The sequence below is a fragment of the Bradyrhizobium centrosematis genome (assembly GCF_045571495.1).
Lineage (GTDB): Bacteria > Pseudomonadota > Alphaproteobacteria > Rhizobiales > Xanthobacteraceae > Bradyrhizobium > Bradyrhizobium centrosematis.
Map to the genome: position 1 here is coordinate 4,937,640 of NZ_CP120703.1, position 21,422 is coordinate 4,959,061.

The 21,422-nt window shown below is 63.6% G+C and carries 22 protein-coding genes; 16 read left to right on the forward strand and 6 right to left on the reverse strand.

The features are described 5' to 3' along the window. The first annotated feature begins 179 nt into the window (after positions 1 to 179). From P6U31_RS23770 to P6U31_RS23785, 4 genes are all read left to right on the forward strand, one after another. A complete protein-coding gene (locus tag P6U31_RS23770; protein WP_164938111.1) occupies positions 180 to 875 on the forward strand; it encodes a GntR family transcriptional regulator in 696 nt (231 codons plus the stop codon). A gap of 61 nt (positions 876 to 936) precedes the next feature. Then, positions 937 to 2,670: an oxalyl-CoA decarboxylase gene (gene oxc / locus P6U31_RS23775; protein WP_407184203.1), complete on the forward strand. Its 1,734-nt coding sequence runs from the start codon at positions 937 to 939 to the stop codon at positions 2,668 to 2,670. A gap of 63 nt (positions 2,671 to 2,733) precedes the next feature. Beyond that, positions 2,734 to 4,011, forward strand: coding sequence for a formyl-CoA transferase (frc, locus tag P6U31_RS23780; RefSeq protein ID WP_407184204.1), 1,278 nt, complete (start codon positions 2,734 to 2,736; stop codon positions 4,009 to 4,011). A 486-nt stretch (positions 4,012 to 4,497) separates the two neighbouring features. After that, positions 4,498 to 4,680, forward strand: a complete 183-nt coding sequence (locus tag P6U31_RS23785) for a hypothetical protein (RefSeq protein WP_407189931.1) — start codon at positions 4,498 to 4,500, stop codon at positions 4,678 to 4,680. Positions 4,681 to 4,698: 18 nt separating this feature from the next. Here P6U31_RS23785 and P6U31_RS23790 read toward each other — a convergent pair whose 3' ends face one another. From P6U31_RS23790 to P6U31_RS23805, 4 genes are all read right to left on the reverse strand, one after another. After that, entirely contained in the window at positions 4,699 to 4,923 is a 225-nt protein-coding gene (locus P6U31_RS23790; protein WP_407184205.1) for a hypothetical protein, read from the reverse strand. 55 nt (positions 4,924 to 4,978) lie between these two features. Next, entirely contained in the window at positions 4,979 to 5,245 is a 267-nt protein-coding gene (locus P6U31_RS23795) for a transcriptional regulator (RefSeq protein WP_407184206.1), read from the reverse strand. A gap of 113 nt (positions 5,246 to 5,358) precedes the next feature. Further along, positions 5,359 to 5,568: a cold-shock protein gene (locus tag P6U31_RS23800; protein ID WP_027558854.1), complete on the reverse strand. Its 210-nt coding sequence runs from the start codon at positions 5,566 to 5,568 to the stop codon at positions 5,359 to 5,361. Positions 5,569 to 5,775: 207 nt separating this feature from the next. Further along, positions 5,776 to 6,750: an alpha/beta hydrolase family protein gene (locus tag P6U31_RS23805; RefSeq protein ID WP_407184207.1), complete on the reverse strand. Its 975-nt coding sequence runs from the start codon at positions 6,748 to 6,750 to the stop codon at positions 5,776 to 5,778. A 114-nt stretch (positions 6,751 to 6,864) separates the two neighbouring features. Between P6U31_RS23805 and P6U31_RS23810 the strand changes: the two genes are divergently transcribed. The 3 genes from P6U31_RS23810 (at position 6,865) to P6U31_RS23820 (ending at position 8,766) form a co-directional block, all read left to right on the forward strand. After that, entirely contained in the window at positions 6,865 to 7,554 is a 690-nt protein-coding gene (locus P6U31_RS23810; RefSeq protein WP_407184208.1) for a hypothetical protein, read from the forward strand. 130 nt (positions 7,555 to 7,684) lie between these two features. Beyond that, positions 7,685 to 8,128, forward strand: coding sequence for an SRPBCC family protein (locus P6U31_RS23815; RefSeq protein ID WP_407184209.1), 444 nt, complete (start codon positions 7,685 to 7,687; stop codon positions 8,126 to 8,128). A 191-nt stretch (positions 8,129 to 8,319) separates the two neighbouring features. After that, positions 8,320 to 8,766 carry a c-type cytochrome gene (locus P6U31_RS23820; RefSeq protein ID WP_407184210.1) on the forward strand — a complete coding sequence of 149 codons (447 nt, stop codon included), beginning with the start codon at positions 8,320 to 8,322 and terminating at the stop codon, positions 8,764 to 8,766. Between the two features lie 233 nt (positions 8,767 to 8,999). Here the strand turns inward: P6U31_RS23820 and P6U31_RS23825 are convergent, their stop codons facing one another. Next, positions 9,000 to 10,781, reverse strand: coding sequence for a 3-(methylthio)propionyl-CoA ligase (locus P6U31_RS23825; RefSeq protein WP_407184211.1), 1,782 nt, complete (start codon positions 10,779 to 10,781; stop codon positions 9,000 to 9,002). Between the two features lie 86 nt (positions 10,782 to 10,867). Beyond that, positions 10,868 to 12,205, reverse strand: a complete 1,338-nt coding sequence (locus P6U31_RS23830; protein WP_407184212.1) for an Hsp70 family protein — start codon at positions 12,203 to 12,205, stop codon at positions 10,868 to 10,870. A 337-nt stretch (positions 12,206 to 12,542) separates the two neighbouring features. Between P6U31_RS23830 and P6U31_RS23835 the strand changes: the two genes are divergently transcribed. The 9 genes from P6U31_RS23835 to P6U31_RS23875 all read left to right on the forward strand — a co-directional run bounded on the left by P6U31_RS23835 (position 12,543) and on the right by P6U31_RS23875 (position 21,421). Beyond that, a complete protein-coding gene (locus P6U31_RS23835) occupies positions 12,543 to 12,680 on the forward strand; it encodes a hypothetical protein (RefSeq protein ID WP_407184213.1) in 138 nt (45 codons plus the stop codon). Between the two features lie 243 nt (positions 12,681 to 12,923). Continuing rightward, the gene (gene oxlT / locus P6U31_RS23840) at positions 12,924 to 14,210 is read left to right on the forward strand and encodes an oxalate/formate MFS antiporter (RefSeq protein ID WP_407184214.1); all 1,287 of its coding nucleotides are present in this window, start codon (positions 12,924 to 12,926) and stop codon (positions 14,208 to 14,210) included. Positions 14,211 to 14,468: 258 nt separating this feature from the next. After that, complete coding sequence (gene oxlT, locus P6U31_RS23845) at positions 14,469 to 15,791, forward strand: oxalate/formate MFS antiporter (RefSeq protein WP_407184215.1); 1,323 nt, start codon at positions 14,469 to 14,471, stop codon at positions 15,789 to 15,791. Between the two features lie 178 nt (positions 15,792 to 15,969). Next, complete coding sequence (locus P6U31_RS23850) at positions 15,970 to 16,395, forward strand: CBS domain-containing protein (protein WP_407184216.1); 426 nt, start codon at positions 15,970 to 15,972, stop codon at positions 16,393 to 16,395. Between the two features lie 245 nt (positions 16,396 to 16,640). Beyond that, entirely contained in the window at positions 16,641 to 17,660 is a 1,020-nt protein-coding gene (locus P6U31_RS23855) for a 2-dehydropantoate 2-reductase (protein WP_407184217.1), read from the forward strand. A gap of 11 nt (positions 17,661 to 17,671) precedes the next feature. Further along, positions 17,672 to 18,445, forward strand: coding sequence for a fumarylacetoacetate hydrolase family protein (locus tag P6U31_RS23860; protein ID WP_407184218.1), 774 nt, complete (start codon positions 17,672 to 17,674; stop codon positions 18,443 to 18,445). A gap of 822 nt (positions 18,446 to 19,267) precedes the next feature. Continuing rightward, the gene (locus P6U31_RS23865; protein ID WP_249153894.1) at positions 19,268 to 19,465 is read left to right on the forward strand and encodes a hypothetical protein; all 198 of its coding nucleotides are present in this window, start codon (positions 19,268 to 19,270) and stop codon (positions 19,463 to 19,465) included. A 49-nt stretch (positions 19,466 to 19,514) separates the two neighbouring features. Then, positions 19,515 to 20,165, forward strand: a complete 651-nt coding sequence (locus tag P6U31_RS23870) for a hypothetical protein (RefSeq protein ID WP_407184219.1) — start codon at positions 19,515 to 19,517, stop codon at positions 20,163 to 20,165. A gap of 260 nt (positions 20,166 to 20,425) precedes the next feature. Further along, entirely contained in the window at positions 20,426 to 21,421 is a 996-nt protein-coding gene (locus tag P6U31_RS23875; RefSeq protein ID WP_407184220.1) for an NAD(P)H-dependent flavin oxidoreductase, read from the forward strand. Position 21,422: the final 1 nt, after the last annotated feature.

The following is a 21,422-nucleotide window of genomic DNA, read 5'->3' on the forward strand; positions in this document are numbered from 1 at the left end:
ATGCCAGAAGCCAACTTGTCAAGCCGCGGCATGCCCCGGAACGCCGCAAAAAATAGGCAGCTTGACATTCTGGCATGTGGTATGCCAAAAACTTTCCCGTTAATATTCCTGTAAAAGACGACTCCCACTGGAGGAGATTCGTCGTGTCACTACGGAAACCAACCAAGGCGTTGCCGAACATGGCCGAGGCAGACATCGCAATCGTTCGTATTGCCCCGGAGAGCAGCTTCAAGAACAAGGCATATGACGCCTTGAAGGAAGCCATCCTCAAGATGGACATCTATTCGACGCCCGAGCCGGTGATGCTCGACGAGCGCGCGTTGTCCGAACGCCTCGGCGTCAGCCGCACCCCGATCCGCGAAGCCATCGCGATGCTGGAACAGGACGGCTTCGTGAAGACGGTGCCGCGCCGCGGCATCATGGTGGTGCGCCGGACCAAGAGCGAGATCGTCGACATGATCCGCGCCTGGGCGGCGCTGGAGAGCATGGCCGCGCGCCTCATCACCACCACCGCGCGGAAGAAGGACATCACGGCGCTGCGCGACTTCTTCAAGGATTTCGGCAAGGACCGCCTGCCCGAGGATCATGTCGAGGAATATTCCAAGGCCAACATCGCCTTCCACCAGGCGCTGATCTCGCTGTCGGAATCGCCGGTGCTGGTCGACCTCACCAACGACCTCTTGCTGCACGTGCGCGGCTATCGCCAGCTGACCATCGGCCGCAAAGACCGCACCGCGACCTCCCTGCCGGAGCATCTCGCCATGATCGAGGCACTGGAGGCGCGCGATACCGAGCTCGCCGAGAAGCGTGCCCGCGACCACACCCTCGGCCTTGCCGCTTACGTCGAAGCGCACGGTCAGGAACTCTTCACTTAGCAACGTTCACCAGAAGGGCGAACAACTCGCCCCACGATCTGAGACCAGGGAGACAAGGCCCATGCTGAATACCGCGACCAAGTCCGAGGCACCGGGCACCGAGCAGGAACTGACGGATGGCTTCCATCTCGTCATCGACGCGCTCAAGCTGAACGGCATCAACACCATCTATAATGTGCCGGGCATCCCGATCACGGATTTGGGCCGCATGGCGCAGGCCGCGGGTATTCGCGTGATCTCCTTCCGCCACGAGCAGAACGCCGGCTACGCCGCAGGCATCGCCGGCTATCTCACCAAGAAGCCCGGCGTCTGCCTTACGGTGTCGGCGCCCGGCTTCCTCAACGGTCTCACCGCGCTCGCGCACGCCACCACCAATTGCTATCCGATGATCCTGGTCTCCGGCTCCTCCGAGCGCGAGATCGTCGACCTGCAGCAGGGCGACTACGAGGAAATGGACCAGCTCGCGATCGCAAAGCCGCTGTGCAAGGCGGCCTATCGCGTGCTGCACGCCCAGGACATCGGCATCGGTTTCGCCCGCGCCATCCGCGCCGCGGTCTCGGGCCGTCCGGGCGGCGTCTATCTCGACCTACCGGCCAAGCTGTTCGGCCAGGTGATGAACGCCGAGGCCGGCCGGAAATCGCTGGTCAAGGTGATCGACGCGGCGCCCGCGCAGATCCCCTCGCCCGCTTCGGTCAAGCGCGCGCTCGACGTGCTCAAGAGCGCCAAGCGTCCGCTCATCATCCTCGGCAAGGGCGCGGCCTACGCGCAGGCCGATGAGGAGATCAAGAGCTTCGTCGAGAAGAGCGGCGTGCCGTTCCTGCCCATGAGCATGGCCAAGGGTCTGCTGCCCGACACCCATCCGCAGTGCGCCGGCGCGGCCCGCTCGACCGTGCTCAAGGAGTCCGACGTCGTCATGCTGATCGGCGCGCGGCTGAACTGGCTGCTGTCGCACGGCAAGGGCAAGAGCTGGGGCGAAACGCCGAAGAAGTTCATCCAGGTCGACATCGAGCCGAAGGAGATGGACTCCAACGTCGAGATCGTCGCGCCCGTCGTCGGCGACATCGGCTCGGTCGTCTCCGCCTTCAACCAGGCGATGGGATCGTCCTGGACCGCCCCGCCGGCCGACTGGACCAAGGCGGTGTCGACCAAGCGCGAAGAGAACGTCGCCAAGATGGCGCCGAAGCTCATGAACAACAAGTCGCCGATGGACTATCACGGCGCGCTCGGGGTCCTGAAGAACGTCATGAAGGAGTATCCCGAGGCGATCCTCGTCAACGAGGGTGCCAACACGCTCGACCTCGCCCGCGGCGTCATCGACATGTACAAGCCCCGCAAGCGTCTCGACGTCGGCACCTGGGGCGTGATGGGCATCGGCATGGGCCAGGCGATCGCGGCCGCGCTCGAGACCGGCAACCCCGTGCTCGCCGTGGAAGGCGACTCGGCTTTCGGCTTCTCCGGCATGGAGGTCGAGACCATCTGCCGCTACAATCTTCCGATCTGCGTCGTCATCTTCAACAATGACGGCATCTATCGCGGCACTGACGTCAACGGCGCCAACGCCGATCCGGCAACCACCGTGTTCGTCAAGGGCGCGCGCTACGACAAGATGATGGAAGCCTTCGGCGGCGTCGGCGTCAATGCAACCTCGCCGGATGAACTGAAGCGCGCCGTCAACGAAGCCATGAAGTCCGGCAAGCCGACGCTCATCAATGCGGTGATCGATCCGGCCGCGGGCTCGGAGAGCGGCCGCATCGGCAACCTCAATCCGCAGAGCGTTCTGCAGAAGAAGAAGTAAGTCCACCCCTTCAACCCTTATTCCCTGTGGTTAGCAGGGGCAGACAGAGTACGGAGCAATATGATGACCAAAGCGCTCGAGGGCGTTCGCATTCTCGATTTCACCCACGTCCAATCGGGACCGACCTGCACGCAGCTGTTGGCCTGGTTCGGCGCCGACGTGATCAAGGTGGAACGCCCCGGCGTGGGTGACATCACCCGCGGCCAGCTGCAGGACGTCCCGAACGTGGACAGCCTGTATTTCACCATGCTCAACCACAACAAGCGCTCGATCACGCTCGACACCAAGAACCCCAAGGGCAAGGAAGTCCTGACCGAGCTGATCAAGAAGTGCGACGTGCTGGTGGAGAATTTCGGCCCCGGTGTGCTCGACCGCATGGGCTTCCCCTGGGAGAAGATCCAGGCGATCAACCCGAAAATGATCGTCGCCTCGATCAAGGGCTTCGGCCCCGGGCCCTACGAGGACTGCAAGGTCTATGAGAACGTCGCCCAGTGCACCGGCGGCGCCGCCTCCACCACCGGCTTCCGCGACGGCCTGCCGCTCGTGACCGGCGCGCAGATCGGCGATAGCGGCACCGGCCTGCACCTCGCGCTCGGCATCGTCACCGCGCTCTATCAGCGCACCCACACCGGCAAGGGCCAGCGCGTCACCGCCGCGATGCAGGACGGCGTGCTCAACCTCTGCCGCGTCAAGCTGCGCGACCAGCAGCGCCTCGCCCACGGCCCGCTCAAGGAATACAGCCAGTTCGGCGAAGGTGTGCCGTTCGGCGACGCCGTGCCGCGCGCCGGCAACGATTCCGGCGGCGGCCAGCCCGGCCGCATCCTGAAGTGCAAGGGCTGGGAGACCGATCCCAACGCCTACATCTACTTCATCACCCAGGCCCCGGTCTGGGAGAAGATCTGCGACGTGATCGGCGAGCCTGCCTGGAAGACCGATCCGAACTACGCCAAGCCGGCGGCTCGCCTGCCCCGCCTGAACGAGATCTTCGCCCGCATCGAGCAGTGGACGATGACCAAGACCAAGTTCGAGGCGATGGAGATCCTCAACAAGGATGACATTCCCTGCGGCCCGATCCTGTCGATGAAGGAGATCGCCGAGGACCCGTCGCTGCGCGCGACCGGCACCGTGGTCGAGGTCGACCACCCCACCCGCGGCAAGTACATCTCGGTCGGCAACCCGATCAAGCTGTCGGATAGCCCCGCCGAAGTGACGCGCTCGCCGCTGCTCGGCGAGCACACCGACGAGATCCTGCGCTCGGTGCTCGGCTTCAGCGATCACCAGGTCGCCGACATCCATAAGTCCGGCGCGCTCGACCCGCCGCAGAAGCAGGCCGCCGAGTAAGCGACCACTACCTTGAACGAGACGAAAGGGCCGTCCGAAGGGGCGGCCCTTTTTGCGTCGGCAAGGCCATGCTGTCGCAGGCCCAAATTCAAAAACTGAAAAACAACCCCATGCACAGTAGCTAACCCACTGGCGACGAAGAGATTTCGTATTTCGCGGATCGCCTTTGCGCCGTCGGGCAAAACACGGGTACTATGCCATGGTCGAAGAAGCCGAACGTTCTGCTCCCCATGGCATCACACCCGCGGCCTTCGGCTGCAGCGCCTCTTCGCTGACGCGTTGCCCCGCGCGTCCCGAGGAAGCATCAACGCCGACTTGAAGCCGCCTGAATGGAACAGATTGGGTTCCGGTTCGTTATCTCCCGCCGGCACACCCTTGGAGCGCAGCCGGCCATCCGACGACACGTCAGACGCGACCGGCCCGCGAACTGGATACACCAGGTCGGCGAGTTTCGAAATCGCGCCCATTACCGACATCGAGGTCAATATGACGAGAGATCATCCCGCGTCCCGGGCTCTGCGGGAGGCCAACAAGGCATTCAAGCCGGTCGAGACCAAGAAGCCGATGACCGACTATGCAAAGGCGCAACAATCCCATGACGAAAATCGCGAGCGCCTGAAAGCGGAGCGGCTGGCGCGAGAGGCCGAGCAGGGAAATCGTCGCACATAGGGAATGAGATCGCCAGCGTCAGAGCATCGAGAGGACGATGACGCCATCCTCGAGCTCTCCGGAAGCCAGCTGCGCCCTCGCGATGCGCTCGAACTCCGTCCGATACTTCTGAAGATAGCTGAAGGCCTGCTTCTGCGTCCGAAAGGTCGTCGCAAGACGGCATAGCTGCCGGCCTGCTCCGAGCGCAAGGAAGAAGGTGATTGTGCCGCCGCCATCCGGCTTGATCCTAGGCACGACTCGCACTCTTTCGCATGTGAACGGCCCCTCTTCAGATTATCGCCTGCACTACCGAATTCGGCTATCTCGGCAATTTTCTCCGGCGCTTCTTCGCTGCAGTCGACGGCGACGAAGCGCGAAGACCGCCATCGGCCGCTTGCTCGGCTGCTTGCTTGGCTGCTTCCTTGGCCTCACGCAGCTCGCGAAGCCGCGCCATGTTCTTGCGGATGTCGACAGCGTGCCTTTCGACGTCGGCGATCGCGCGCGCCCCCTCTTCGGCGGCCAAGCGTTGACGCTCGGACCGCGCGATGGACTCGGGCGACCGTTCGGCCGATTTCTTGCCGCTCATCTCGTCGCGCTCGCCTTTCGCCTGCTCGGCAACGGAGAGAACCCGCTCAATCCCTTACGATCGAGCGGGTCGCATAGCCGTTCCAGTACATCCGTGAAACGGCCGTACAGAGCTCAAGCCAGCGAGAGATTCTCCGCGCTGACCTTGCCCCGCATCTTATCGGTCTTGGTCTCGAAGTTGACCTTCTGGCCCTCGGCGAGACCCGCAAGACCAGCCCGCTCGACCGCGCTGACGTGAACGAACACGTCATTGCCGCCGTCGTCGGGTTGAATGAATCCAAAGCCCTTCTGGCCGTTGAACCACTTCACAGTACCTGTCGTCATTTTCTTCTCCAAAGCGCATAGACGCGCATTCCGCGTGACGATCACGCAGATCAATTCAATTCGTCGATGTCTCTGGAAAAGGAGCCCGCAGGCGCATTCAACAAGCACAGCGGCTGAACGAACAAAATCAGCGTACACCTCGCCATCGCCCTTAGCAAGGCTTCCAATGGATTTAATCGCGCAGCTTCGTCGGAACCTTTGCAGCGCTCAGCGGCTTCCGCCGCCAAGTTGCTCACGGAAGAACTTCACCACGATTGCATTGAACTCGCGATGAAAGCCTGCCCTGTCGAAGCCTGCCGGCACATCGGTGCAGATGCGCGGGACGGCCGCGGCGAGATCGGCCGAGCACGGCGCGAGGAAGGCATAATGACCGGCCGGCACGACATGAATGTCGGGCTTGCCCGGCAAGCCCTCTGCGACGCGCGCGTTGCCCGAGCCATCGCCGACGCCGGGTCCACCGAACTGCGATCGCCAGAACTGGAAAGGCACTTTGACCAGGGCGAGGTTCTCCCGCGTCAGGACAGCCGGCGCAGGATCAACGATGACGGCAGCGCGGATACGTGCATCCCGTATCGGCTCGGGCGGCGTCTCGCCGTTGTGAAGCTGTGCGCACACGCCGGTCGTCTCCTTGCAGAGGCTGGCGACCCTGGCGAAATTCGGCGTGGTGCCCATCAGCACGAGACCAGTCGCCCCGCCGAGCGAGAAACCGATAAAGCCGACCCTGGCGGGATCGATCGCCGCCCGGTCCTTCCAGTCGTTCAACAGAAAATCGAGCAGGCGCACGATGTCCGCCGGGCGCGATCCCCAGACCGACAGGGTATCGCGCCTCGAGGAGTCGCTGAACGTATCGCCGGGATGATTGATGGCGGCGACGATGAAGCCGGCATCGGCCAGCGCCTCCGACGTGTCATGCTGCTGGCCGAAAAATCCGCCCCGGCCGTGCGAGTAGATGACGAGCGGCAGCTTCGCGCCCGTGACAGGACAATCCTTCGCGCCCTTCAGGTCGAAATCGGCGCCGACAGACAAACTGCCGAGCGCCACCTGCGTCGGCTGACGTGCGCACGGATACCAGATCGCGCCCGACAGCGCGGGATCGGACTGGAGAAGCTGAATGCCTGCAGCCTGCACAGGCGAGCCGAGACAGCCGAGGATGACGGCAAGAACCCGAAACGTGCTGCGCAACGTAGCCCCCCCGATTTCGCGCGGGAGCTGAACGGGGAACGATAGCGGAATTGTGGCGGATTGATCGGGAGGGCATCCTGAAGCAATCTGCGGGACGACGAGAGAGAGGTCAGCATGTCACTGCTCGGCAAGGCCGCCGTCGCGATGTGGTGGAGCGTTCGCCCCGAGCAGCGCGCCGAGTTCGGCGACTGGCATTCGCACGAGCACTTTCCGGAGCGGATGAGCATTCCCGGCTTTCGGCGGGGGTCGCGATGGACCAGCACGACGGATGCAGAAGGCTTTTTCGTGCTCTACGAGCTCGAGGATTACGACGTCCTCACATCGAAAGGTTATCTCGACCGGCTCAACGCGCCGACGCCATGGTCTACGAAGATGATGCCGCATCATCTCGGCATGATCCGCAGCCAGTGCCGGATCGTCGCCAGCTTCGGCGGAGGCGTGGCGACTTCGCTCGCCACCATCAGGCTGTCGCCGGAGGCCGGACAGGAGGCGAGGCTACAGGCGCGCCTTTCGGAAATGCTCAGCACGCTGGCACAGAAGCCGGGGCTAACCGGCGCCCACCTTCTCCTCACCGACACACCGAGGACGAGCGCGCCCACCACCGAACAGCAGATCCGCGGCAAGGACGGTGCCGCCGACTGGATCGTGCTGCTGTCGGGTTACGATGCTGATGTGGTCGCGGGCGTGATCGAACGCCAGCTTTCGGCATCATCGCTTCGCGCCGCCGGCGCGCGCGAGGATGTCATGATCGGCCGCTACAGGCTGGCGTTCACGATGACGGCGCAGGATGTCGCTGCCACCTAGCTGGCCGGCCGGAGAACCTTCAAAAAAATTCTGAATTGCCTGTCGGATCGGCGGCGTGCTGGTCGTCCTCGTGACATGAATGGGCCATAGAGGCCAATCTCGGGCCCATCAATCACTGAGGATAACAACCATGCCCAGCACTATCCGCCTGCACCGCGTTCTCGCCACCAGCCCGCAGAAGGTCTATCGCGCCTTCGTGGAGGCGGACGCAATGGCGAAATGGCTTCCGCCGAACGGCTTCACCTGCACCGTGCATCATTTCGAGCCCAAGGTCGGCGGCACGTTCAAGATGTCGTTCCGGAATTTCACGACGGGTCACAGCCATTCGTTCGGCGGCGAATATCTCGAGCTCGTGCCGGGCGAACGTCTCCGCTACACCGACAGGTTCGACGACCCCAATCTGCCCGGCGAAATCCAGGTGACCGTGATCCTGAAGAAAGTCTCGGTCGGCACCGAGATCGACATCACACAGGCGGGCATCCCCGACGTGATTCCGCCCGAGGCCTGCTATCTCGGCTGGCAGGAATCGCTGCGCAATCTGGCGAAGCTGGTCGAGCCGGAGATCAACCAGTAGCGACCACATCAGGGATTGTCGGGTGGGCGGCGCCCGCCGATGCTCTCTCAACCCAGGAAGGTGGTGGGCACGGCGCTGTGCGCCCTCGCCCACCCGACGGCACCGGGTCTGCGATCTTGATATGTGTCAAACGGTCAGTAGGACAAAGCGGCTAGGAGCAGAAGTCTTCCCTGCGGACGTCGGAGGAGATGATGAGATCTGCTGTCGAATGGTTGATCATTGCCGGTCTTGCCGCCGGTTTGGCCACTGCCGCCAGGGCCGAAGAAGTCGATATCGGCAAGGCGGAGTTTCAGTCGTCGTGCGCGAGTTGTCATGGTGTCGATGCAAAGGGCAACGGACCGGTCAGCGGCCAGCTCAAGGCGGCACCTTCCGACTTGACCATGTTGAGCAAGAACAACAACGGCGTGTTTCCCACCAACGCCGTTTACGAAACCATATACGGTGCGAAATCAGTCGCAGCTCACGGCACCCGTGAAATGCCGATCTGGGGCGAGCGGTTCAACCCCATCGTCAACCTGCCTCACGCCGTCGATTCCTACTATTGGCAGAAGGCCGGGCCGCAGCAAAACCCGGAGGTCGTCGTGCGGACCCGCATTCTCGCGGTGATCGACTACCTGAACCGAATTCAGCAGAAATAGCGACCGGGCAGCCTGGCCGCAGGGACGCTGCTCGCCCCCTGCCAAAGCGGGACGAGATTTGATTGAATCGATGTGTGCTCAGGCTCGATCTACCGCCCCCGTAGGGAGAGGTGAATCAGCAAGAGCCCCCCAAACCTAGTCTCATCGCGCTTTAGGCCGACGCGGCGAGCCCGCCGCTTGCCGTCCAGCGATCCGGAGCCGAAAGACCATTACGCACGCCTGCCGATCGGATGTCAGCCGGCTTTCGCCTGGTGGATGGTGGGGAGCTTGTGATCTCCGTAAAGTTCCCTCAGCTTGGTCTTCAGAAGCTTGCCGGTCGCACCGTGCGGCAGCTCCTCCACGAACAGAACATCGTCCGGCATCCACCATTTCGCGATCTTGCCTTCGTAGAAGGCCAGCAGTTCAGCAGCAGTGAGGCTCGATCCCTTGCGCCGCACCGCGATGACGAGCGGCCGCTCGTCCCATTTCGGATGTGGAACGCCGATGACGGCGGCCTCTACGATGTCTGGGTGCGCCATCGCGAGATTTTCGAGGTCTATCGATGAAATCCATTCGCCGCCGGACTTGATCACATCCTTCGAGCGGTCGGTGATCTGCATGTAGCCTTCTTCGTCGATCGTTGCGACGTCGCCCGTGAAGAACCAGCCATCGGGGCGCTCGCTCTCCGGCATCTTGTAATAGGCCCGAGCAATCCAGGGGCCACGGATCACGAGATCGCCGAAAGCCTTGCCGTCGTGCGGCAGCTCCTTGTCCTCTCCATCGCGAATTCCGATTTCAACCCCGAACACCGCCCGACCCTGCTTGACCTGCCGATTGCGGCGCTCCGCGCTCGATAGCGACCTGTGCTTTGGCAAGAGCTTCGATATGGTCGCGACAGGACTGGTTTCCGTCATGCCCCAAACGTGCAGCACTTCGACACCATAATCGTCCTGAAGTGCCTGCATGAGCGAAGGGGGGCACGCCGTTCCCCCGATCAGGACGCGATTGAGCGTGCTGGGCCTGAGGCCTGCGTTTTGCAGATATTGGACATAACCGAGCCAAACCGTCGGCACGCCATTGGCGAACGTCACGCCATGGTCCTCGAACAGCCTGTGCATGCTCTCGCCATCGACCTTTTGTCCAGGCATCACCAGCTTTGCGCCCATCGCCGGCGCACAATAGGGCATGCCCCAGGACATCGCGTGGAACATCGGCGAGATGAATGCGACGGTATCGTTCAGTGAGATCCGGCAGGCATCGGGAAGCGCTGCGGCAAAGGAATGCAGCACGGCGCTGCGGTGTGCGTAGAGCACGCCTTTGGGATTGCCCGTGGTCCCGGACGTGTAGCAGAGACCACACGCAGTGTTCTCATCGAGCTGTGGCCATTCGAAGGATTGTGAGTGGCCTGCCAGCAGATCCTCATAGATCTGGAAGTCCCCCGCCCCGGCCGCTCTCGCCTCGCCTGCTTCGCCGAGGCAAATCCAACGCTCGACACTTGGACATTTCGGCATCAAGGTCTTCACCAGCTCGGTGAAGCCGGTGTCGAAGAACATCAGCCGGTCTTCAGCATGATTGATGATGTAGACGATCTGCTCGATGAACAGGCGGGGATTGACGGTGTGGCACACCGCCCCCATCCCAGAGATGCCGTAATAGAGCTCCAGATGGCGGTAACCGTTCCAGGCAAGCGTGCCAACGCGATCACCCTGCTTGATGCCTGCGGACGTCAACGCGTTTGCCAATTGCGAACTGCGACACAGCAGCCCGGCGTAGTTCGTCACATGGTCCGGCTTGTCGGGGGTGCGGGACACGATCTCGACATCGGGAAAGGACCGCGCTGCGTGCAACAAGATGGACGACAACAGCAGCGGGGTTTGCATCATTAAACCAAGCATCGCCGAATATCCTTTTGGTGAAAACCAAGGTCGTGGGCCCGGAAAAACCGGGCCCCGTACAGGCAGGACAAAAATTTCGGAAATTTCTTGCTTTTGGTTTGCGCCGCGAGGAGGCGTACGGGGTAATGCCCCGACCGTCACTCACGGCCGTTTCAGGTTAGCGAGTCAGCGTTCCCGGCTCAAGCGGATTGGAAGGGGCGGCTGGATTGGACAGCCAGCGGATCTGCTCAAGCGCGGCTGGCCATGCCCGCGGCGAGCCCGCCGCTTGCCGTCCAGCGATCCGGGTCCGGACTGTGTCCGATCAGCGCAAGCCCATAGGCGATCGACTCGAACTGGTCGCCCGACATCAGCCGCTCGTTGCCGAACCGCTCGGCGAACAGCTTTCGAACGGCGGGAACGAAGGAGGTGCCGCCGGTCAAGAACACCTTCTCGACCTCGCGCGCCGCGATACCGGCTTCGGCCAGCACCTTGTCGACGGTGGCCCCGAGACGGGCGATGTCGTCGGCAATCCAGGCTTCGAAATTCTTCCGCGTGATGGCTGCGCCGATGTCGACGCCGCCGCCCTTGAAGCGGAAATCCACCTCGTCCTGCGCCGAGAGCGCGACCTTGGCATCCGACACCGCGCGGTACAGCGCAAAGCCGAGGTCGAGATCGACGATGGTGATGAAATCCTCGAGCAGGTCGGGCTTCAGCGCGGTGCGCGCAAGCTCCCGGAGCTCGCGCAAATCGCCGTTGCTCTTCATCATCGCCAGCTGATGCCAGCGCGCCAGATTGGTGTAATGACCGCTCGGGACCGGCAGCACCTTGTCGAAGGAGCGGAAGCTGGAGCCCTTGCCGAGCCGCGGCGAGACGATGTGGTCGACGATGCGATAGTCGAACGTATCGCCGGCGATGCCGATGCCGGCGTGCCCCAGCGGCTCGGCGCGCAGGCTGCCTCCCTTCCGCGAGAAGCGCATCACGGAGAAATCGCTGGTGCCGCCGCCGAAATCCGCCACCAGCACGGTGGCATCGCGCTCCAGCCTTCGAGCAAAGGAGAACGCCGCGCCCACGGGCTCGTAGACATAGCGCGCGTGGCCGGCCCCCAGGCGCTCGAAGGCGGCGCGGTAGCGCTGCATCGCCAGCGCCTCGTCGGGATTGCCGCCGGCAAAGCGCACGGGGCGGCCGACCGTGATGGTCGACGTCTCAAAGCCGAACTTCTCGCCGCCATGGCGCGCCAATGTCCGCAGGAAGGCGGCCAGGATGTCCTCGAACTTGAAACGCTGCCGGAACACCTGCGTCGTGTTGAAGCTGGAGCTCGCGGCGAAGGTCTTGAACGACTGCAGGAAACGGTAGACGTGACGCCCTTCGAAGAACTGCTCGATCGCCCAGGGGCCGCCCTCGGCCTGGGCGCCGGCGCCCGGCCGGTCTTCCCAGAAGCACAGGGCCGACACGTAGACGCTGTGGCGCTGTCCGCCATGGTCGAAGCGGATGGCCTCGACCCGGCGGTCGTCCGCCGCAAGGGCGACGACCGTGTTGCTGGTCCCAAAATCGATGCCGATCGAGACGGCGGGCGAGGCGCTCGACATAACCACTCTGACAGTTGATTGGATAAGGGGGCGGACCACTAGCCGCTTTGCATGGACCTGCCAAGCCTTGGACCTGCCAAGCCTCGACCCGGCAAGCCCTGGCTCTGCTCCGGTTCCCGCTTTCTTTTGCCCTCGATTCCGCATCCGAGCGAACCAGACGACGGGGCTTTCCGGGCCATTCAGGCTCGAACCGGCGGCATTAACCCGGCATTATGCTGCAATGCGGTGCTTCGCATGCTGCTATGCAAACAAATGCGTGGTCATTGGCATCTGGTATACATAGATTGTCCCTCGAAACGAGACGCCAAGCCTGTCCGTCTTAAGAAAGGGAATTCCGATGTCCAAGACCGCTTCCGTCGCCTTCGTCCCCTCCTCTTCGCTGTTCGCCCGCTTTCTGGCCGCGGTCGATCGTTTCCTGATGGCGAGCGCCGAGATTTCGAACCACAACGGCGACCTGCCGCGTTTCGGCCTGTAAGCCGGCACATTCCCGCGCTGCCGCGGAGCGCGGCGGTTTCAGAACGATTCACATGCTACTTTTGATGAATGGCCCCGCAACGCGGGGCCATTTCTACTTCTGCTGTCCCGAGTCACAGCCGCAGCCGGCACGGCTGCGACATTTGCGCACGGTGGCCGGACCAGCGCTTGAAGCTTGGCATAATGCATACAAGAATGCCACTCCAGCGCTCGCATAAAAATTAGAGGCGCCACGGGAGGCTTTATGACGGACATGGTGCAGGCAACCGCCCCTACAGCCGCGCGCGTTAGCGACACATATCGCTGGGCGCAATTGGCGATCGGTGTAGGCGCGATGGTGATGATCGCCAACTATCAATACGGCTGGACCTTCTTCGTCCCCGACATCCAGAAGAAGTTCGGCTGGGATCGCGCCTCGATCCAATGGGCCTTCACCCTCTTCGTCCTGTTCGAGACCTGGCTGGTGCCGGTCGAAGGATGGTTCGTCGACAAATACGGCCCGCGCATCGTGGTGCTGGTCGGCGGCGTGCTCTGCGCTCTCGGCTGGGCGATCAACGCGCAAGCCACCACGCTCAACGGCTATTATCTCGGCATGATCATCGCGGGCATCGGCGCCGGCGGCGTCTACGGCACCTGCGTCGGCAACGCGCTGAAATGGTTTCCGGACAAGCGCGGTCTGGCCGCGGGCATCACGGCCGCAGGCTTCGGTGCAGGGTCCGCGCTGACCGTCGCGCCGATTCAGGCCATGATCAAGGACAGTGGCTTCCAGACCACCTTCCTCTATTTCGGCCTCGGCCAAGGCATCATCATCTGTATCCTCGCCTTCTTCCTGCTGTCGCCGAAGGCGGGCCAGGTGCCGACCGTGGTGGCGAACGCCAACCTGTTGCAGAGCCGCCGCAACTATCAGCCGACCGAAGTTCTGCGTCAGCCGATCTTCTGGCTGATGTACTTCATGTTCGTCATCGTCGGCGCCGGCGGCTTGATGGTGACGGCCAACCTGAAGCCGATCGCGGCCGACTGGAAGGTCGACAATGTGCCGGTGACGCTGATGGCGGTGACGATGACCGCAGTGACGTTCGCGGCCACGATCGACCGCGTGCTCAACGGCCTGACGCGCCCGTTCTTCGGCTGGATCTCCGACATGATCGGCCGCGAGAACACGATGTTCATCGCCTTCGGCATGGAAGGCTTGGGCATCTGGATGCTCTATCTCTGGGGCCACGATCCGGTCTGGTTCGTGCTGCTCTCGGGCTTCGTGTTCTTCGCCTGGGGTGAGATCTACTCGCTGTTCCCCTCGACCTGCACCGACACGTTCGGCGCCAAGTTCGCGACCACCAATGCCGGCCTGCTCTACACCGCAAAGGGCACCGCCGCGCTGCTGGTGCCGATCGCCAACTACATGCAGCAATCGTCAGGCACGTGGGACAGCGTGTTCATCATCGCGGCGGGCGCCAACATCCTGGCATCGCTGCTGGCGATCGCGCTGCTCAAGCCCTGGCGCAAGGTCGTGGTTGCGAAATCGACGCTCTGAACCGCCTCACCTCAGCGGCTCCAAACGCCAACGCCCGGCCTTTCGGCCGGGCGTTTCGTTTTGGCGAAGTCCTGTTGGCGCCCCGACTGAAAGGGAACCGGAGAATTTTGTGACAATCCAGCACAGTTAGGGCTTGCCTTCTGGAATATGGTATACCAATCTGCCTGCCGCGCTTGCGACGATAAGCCACAATATTTGCGACACTGGGTCATCTTGCACTCCTGCGTCGCACTCAATCAGGCGCGTTGGGAGGTTCTTATGATTTCCAGCACGGATGGCGCCGTCACGGCCGCGCCACTTCGCACCGGCTTCCGTTGGCTCCAGCTCGCGATGGGCATCGTCTGCATGGCGATGATCGCCAATCTGCAATATGGCTGGACGCTGTTCGTCGATCCGATCGATGCGGCCCACCATTGGGGACGCGCCGCGATCCAGCTCGCTTTCACCATCTTCGTCGTCACCGAGACCTGGCTGGTGCCGGTCGAGGCCTGGTTCGTCGACAAATACGGCCCGCGCATCGTCATCATGTTCGGCGGCGTGATGATCGCGCTGTCCTGGATCCTCAACTCTTACGCCGACAGCCTCACCCTGCTCTACGCCGCGGCGATCATCGGCGGCATGGGCGCGGGCGCGGTGTACGGCACCTGCGTCGGCAACGCGCTGAAATGGTTTCCGGACCGCCGCGGCCTCGCCGCCGGCGCAACCGCCGCGGGCTTCGGCGCGGGCGCAGCGCTCACGGTCGTGCCGATCGCGCAGATGATCGCCGCAAGCGGCTACCAGCACGCCTTCTTCACCTTCGGCATCGGCCAGGGCCTGATCGTCTTCGTGCTCGCCTTCTTCATCCAGCCGCCGCGGCTCTCGATCCCGCCGAAGAAGAAGCAGCTCAACCTGCCGCAGACCAAGATCGACTTCACCCCGCCCCAGGTGCTGCGCAGCCCTATTTTCTGGGTCATGTACCTCGTTTTCGTGATGGTCGCATCCGGCGGACTGATGACGGCGGCGCAGATCGCCCCGATCGCGCACGACTTCAAGATCGCGAACACGCCCGTCACACTCGCCGGCTTCCAGATGGCGGCGCTGACCTTCGCGATCTCGCTCGACCGCATCTTCGATGGTTTCGGCCGGCCCTTCTTCGGCTTCGTCTCCGACACGATCGGCCGCGAGCACACCATGTTCATCGCGTTCGGCACCGCCGCGCTGATGCTGTTGACGCTGTCGGCCTACGGGCACATCCCCATCGTGTTCGTGCTGGCGACCGCGATTTACTTCGGGGTGTTCGGCGAGATCTACTCGTTGTTCCCCGCGACCTGCGGCGACACCTTCGGCTCGAAGTTCGCAACCACCAACAACGGCATGCTCTACACCGCGAAGGGCACCGCCTCGCTGCTCGTCCCGCTCGCAAGCGTGATCTCGGCAGCCTACGGGTGGAAGGCCGTGTTCGTGGTTGCGGTGGCGTTGAACGCAACGGCGGCACTGATGGCGCTGTTCGTGATCAAGCCGATGCGCCGCTCCTTCATCCTCGGCAAGGAGGCCGCGAGCGCTGAGGCTACGGCCGGCAGCGCCAAGACCGAGACCGCGTAGCCGCCAAGCACATCCGCAGGAAACGAAAAGGGGCGCAGCCGTGCGCCCCTTTCTTTTTGTCCCGTCGAGAAACGTCAGCATCGCTGTCGCAAGATTTTTCGGATCAGCCAAATCCAACGCTTGACGATTGGCATTATGTATACCACACTTCCCTCATCGTTCACCCAGGGAGGTTGCAATGCTGGTCGGAGACATTCTGCGCAAGAAGACGCCGCGCGTTGTCACGGTGCGAATGAACGAAACGGTGGGTATTGCCGCCAAGCTGATGCGCGCCAACAACATCAGCGCGCTGGTGGTCAAGGACGTGGTCCGCTCCGAGGGCAACACCGCCGTCGGCATGTTCACCGAGCGCGACGTGGTGCGCGCCGTCGCCGAGCACGGCGCGAACGCCGTCAACATCAAGGTCTCGCAGCTCGTCTCGGTGCAGCAGCTGGTGTCCTGCACCTCGAGCGACACGATCGAGCACGTCCGGCATCTGATGAACCGCCATCACATCCGCCATCTGCCTGTGATCGACGATTACAGCCTCGTCTCGGTCATCAGCATGCGCGACATCGCCGCGGCCGTCGACGAAGCGGCCAACTCGACGCCGCAAGCCGCCTAGAAGAGCTCGCTTTCTTTCAGTTACGGAACAGCTGCGCCCCCTCTCCCGCTTGCGGGAGAGGGTTGGGGAGAGGGCTGTCTCCGCCAGCCAGACTCCCCAAGAGGACACAACCCTCACCCTCCACGCTCGGGACGATGCTTCGCATCGCCCGGGGCGCGCCGACCTCTCCCGCAAGCGGGAGAGGTGCAGCGAACCTGTGTCACGATCGATCCATCCAACTGCCAAATTGGTCCCGCGAGGATTTCATGAAGATCTGCATCTACGGCGCCGGCGCGATCGGCGGATATCTCGGGGTTCAGCTCGCGCGCGCAGGCGCCGACGTCAGCCTGATCGCGCGCGGCGCGCACCTTGCCGCGATGCGCGAGCGCGGCCTGACGCTGCTCGCGGGCGAAGAGACGCACACCGTGCATCCGCGCTGCACCGACGACCCCGCCGAGCTCGGCGCGCAGGACTTCATCATCATCACCTTGAAGGCGCATTCGATCACCGGCGTGATCGAGAAGATGCAGCCGCTGCTCGGGCCCCACACCCGCATCGTCACCGCCGTCAACGGCATCCCCTATTGGTACTTCTACAAGCACGGCAACCAATACGAGAATGCGACGTTGGAGAGCATCGACCCCGGCGGGCGGCAGTGGCGCGAGCTGGGCGCCGAGCGCGCCATCGGCTGCATCGTCTATCCCGCGATCGAGATCGAGGCGCCCGGCGTGATCCGTCACGTCTACGGCAACAATTTCCCGCTCGGCGAGCCCTCCGGCGAGATCACGCCGGACGTGCAGCGCCTCGCCGGCCTGTTCGTCGGAGCCGGGCTGAAGGCCCCGGTGCTCGACCGCATCCGCGACGAGATCTGGCTGAAACTATGGGGCAATGTCTGCTTCAACCCGATCAGCGCGCTCACGCACGCAACGCTCGACGTGATCTGCACCGATCCGGCGACGCGGGCGCTGTCGCGCGCGATCATGATGGAGACACAGGCGATTGCCGAGACGTTCGGGGTCAAATTCCGCGTCGACGTCGAGCGCCGCATCGAGGGTGCCCGCAAGGTCGGTGCCCACAAGACCTCGATGCTCCAGGATCTCGAGCGCGGCCGCCCGATGGAGATCGACCCGCTCGTCACCGTGGTGCAGGAGATGGGCCGCCTCACCGGCATCCCGACGCCCGCGCTCGACTCGGTGCTGGCGATGGTGACCCAGCGCGCCCGCATCGCCGGCCTTTATGACGGCGTCTCGACGCCGGCCGATCCCCGCGCACTGGCGGTGGCGTGATGGCGGAGGAGATGAAGAAGTGGCTGCGCTTCCGTCACGCCGGCGCGGCCGGCTTCGGCACGCTGACCTCATCCGGCATCAGCGTGCATGAGGGCGAGATGTTCGGCCGCAACGCCGCGACCGGCAAGACTCTGGCGCTGTCGGAGGTCGAGCTGCTCGCGCCCTGCGCGCCCAGCAAGATCGTCGCGCTCTGGAATAATTTTCACGCGCTCGCGGCCAAGCTGAACCAGCCAGAGCCGCCGGAGCCGCTCTATCTGCTCAAGGCCACCACCACCATCACGACGCCGGGCGCCGTGATCCGCCGGCCCTCCTATTACGACGGCAAGACCACCTACGAAGGCGAGCTCGGTATCGTCATCGGCAGGACCTGCGCCCGCGTCTCACCGGATGACGCTGACAGCTTCATCTTCGGCTACACCTGCGTCAACGACATCACCGCCAACGACATCCTGACCAGCAACCCCACCTTCCCGCAATGGGCCCGGGCCAAAGGCATCGACGATTACGGCCCGTTCGGCCCCGTGATCGCAACCGGCCTCGATCCCGCAAAGCTCACCGTCCGCACCATCCTCAATGGCGCGGAGCGGCAGAACTACCCGATCTCGGACATGATCTTCAGCGCGCAGCAGCTGGTCAGCAAGATCTCCCATGACATGACCCTGCTGCCCGGCGATCTCATTGCGGTGGGCACCTCGGTCGGCGTCGGCGTGATGAAGGAGCCCGTGAACACGGTGACCGTCGCGATCGACGGCATCGGCGAGCTCACCAACGAGTTTCGGCTGTAGCTGGGAACGCCGTGCCGTAGCACTTATTCTCGCCGCAGCGCGGCAAAATTGATCCGGCGCAAATCGGGTCGGCACGGCCGCCTTATCCTTCCCAGCAATCAATTTCTGACGCCAGGGAGGATGCCATGACAAATGCAGGTAATGCACTTCTATGGACGGCTCTGTACTTTGCTCTCGCGTTCGGTGCGATCTTCGTGGTTTGGTTCGCCGATAAGATGCGCTCGAATTTCCTCGGGAAGTGATAAGCGCGCACGATGCCATAGCCCCGCATGAGCGGAGCTACTAACGCTGCCTGATCCGTCATGGCCTGGCTGTCCGGCCACCTTGGTTGACCGCAGCTGAAAACGTGGATGCCGGGGACAGGTCCGACCATGACGTGTGTGAACGTCCGTCCCGGGAAAACCCTGCAGTCGCGCCACGCCCCTCCGCCGATCGGCCGACGCAATCAACCGTGGATCACGCGGCTCGAAGCGTCCACAGGGGCCCCTCCTGGCCAAGACCGTCAGCGAGATCGAGGTGAACGGAGGTCGAAGACCGCCTCGCCCGCATCTTCGAGCACTTCAACGCGCTCGACGCCCTGCGCAAGGACATCGGCGGCATCTTCGCGACGATCAAGAATAGCTTGAACCGGATCGGGTGAGAAGCTGCGTGGGGCCGAGCCTCCCGAAACATCCGGACACATCACATCTGCGCGCGCCCGATCAATGCCGCCAACATGTCCCGCGCGCGCCGCAACTTGGACGCATTCGGTCGCCCTTTTGGGAGGCGTGTCTGGGGGCACGGCATGGCCGTGTTTGGACCAAACCTTCTAGGGGTATCGCTGTGAAGAAGATTGTATTTGCTCTGGGTGCCACGCTTGCTCTGGTGACGGCCGCGAACGCTGCGGATCTGCCGCGCCGCCAGCCCGTGCCGGTCTATCCGGCGGAGCAGGCCCCGATCGGCAAGATGCCGATCGGCAAGAGCCCGGTTGGAAAGGCCCCGATCGGCAAGGCGCCCGGCCCGGTCGCGGCGCGCTACTGACGCGCTCGCGCAAAACCAGCGTAAGCGGCCGACAGTCGAGGGGCACAGCGTGACGAACAGACCTGATCGATCGGGGTCCTGCATCCTGGCCGGACTCGCCCTCGCGGCGATGATCGCCTGCCTGATGCCCTCGGCTTCGGCGCACGAAGCCAACAAGCGCGCGACCGACGCCAACGCGCTCGCCACCGCCGACTCCGCGTCACGTCCGGCACCGCCATCGACGCGGCGCTCGGTCGCGCGCGGGGAGAAAGGTCCGTACTACGTCGATTTCCGCGCCCGCACGGCCGCGAGCTGGGGCCATGCCTTCGTCTGGTACGGCAAGACCAGCGAGAAGGCGGTCGAGGTCGCAGGGCTTACGCCGGCCGGCGACACGCTCGCTTACGTGCTCGGCCACATCACCTTTGTGCCGTCGGAGACCGGCGCCAGCTACGGCGATCTCGATCCGGAATATCTGACCGCGAGCTATCGCGTCTATCTCAACGAGGCCGACGCCAAGCGCGTGTTCGCCTACATCAAGAAGCTGCAGGCAAACTCGCCGGTGTGGAACGCCGAGACCGCCAACTGCACCGGCTTCATCGGCGACATCGCCGAGTTCATGGGCCTCGAGGTCCCCAATCGCTGGCAGCGTCCGGAAAACTTCGTCAACCGCCTGAAGGAAATGAACGGCGGCCGCCAGATGGTGCGGCTGTCGGCAGAGTAGGCTCGGCCGTCATTGCGAGGAGCGCAGCGACGAAGCAATCCAGAATCCCTCCGCGGAAAGACTCTGGATTGCTTCGCTGCGCTCGCAAATGACGATGTGGAGGAGCGGCGGCGCCAATTGTCCGCCTCACGGAATCTTCCGCGCCTCCCGCATGGTCGCCCCGCCCGGCGGCACAATAGACTTTTCCCACCCCCAGCGGCATCCTTCCCGCCAGCCAATGGATAACAGAGCGCCACCCTTGGGCGCGGGGGAAACAGATCATGTTGCAGACACGGTTCACTAAACTCGTCGGCGTCCAGCACCCGATCGTCCAGGGTGGCATGCAGTGGGTCGGCCGCGCCGAGCTGGTCGCCGCCGTTGCCAATGCCGGCGCGCTCGGCTTCATCACGGCGCTGACCCAGCCGACGCCGGAGGATCTGACCAAGGAGATCGCGCGCTGCCGCGACCTCACCGACAAGCCGTTCGGCGTCAATCTCACCATCCTGCCCGCGATCAAGCCGCCGCCCTACGCCGAATACCGCGCCGCCATCATCGAGGCCGGCATTAAGGTGGTCGAGACCGCCGGCAACAAGCCGCAGGAGCATGTCGACGAGTTCAGGAAGCACGGCGTCAAGGTCGTGCACAAATGCACCAGCGTTCGCCACGCCCTCTCGGCCGAGCGCATGGGCGTCGATGCCATCTCGATCGACGGCTTCGAATGCGCCGGCCACCCCGGCGAGGACGATACGCCCGGCCTGATCCTGATCCCAGCCGCCGCCAACAAGATCAAGATCCCGATGATCGCCTCGGGCGGCTTCGCCGATGCCCGCGGCCTCGTCGCCGCGCTGGCGCTGGGCGCCGACGGCATCAATATGGGCACCCGCTTCATGGCCACCAAGGAAAGCCCGATCCACCAGATGATCAAGGAGAAGATCGTCGCCAATGACGAGCGCGAGACCGAGCTGATCTTCCGCACCATGCGCAATACCTCCCGCGTCGCCAAGAATGCGATCTCGACCAAGGTGGTCGCGATGGAGAAGGAAGGCGCCAAGTTCGAGGACATCCGCGAGCTCGTCGCGGGCGCTCGCGGCAAGATGGTCTACGCGACCGGGAATTCCGATGAAGGCATCTGGTCGGCCGGCCAGGTGCAGGGTCTGATCCAGGACATCCCGAGCTGCGCCGAGCTGGTCTCCCGCATCGTGCGCGAGGCGGAGGCGATCATCCGCGGCCGGCTGGAAGGCATGATCGTTCAGCCGCAGCGCGAAGCTGCGGAGTGAT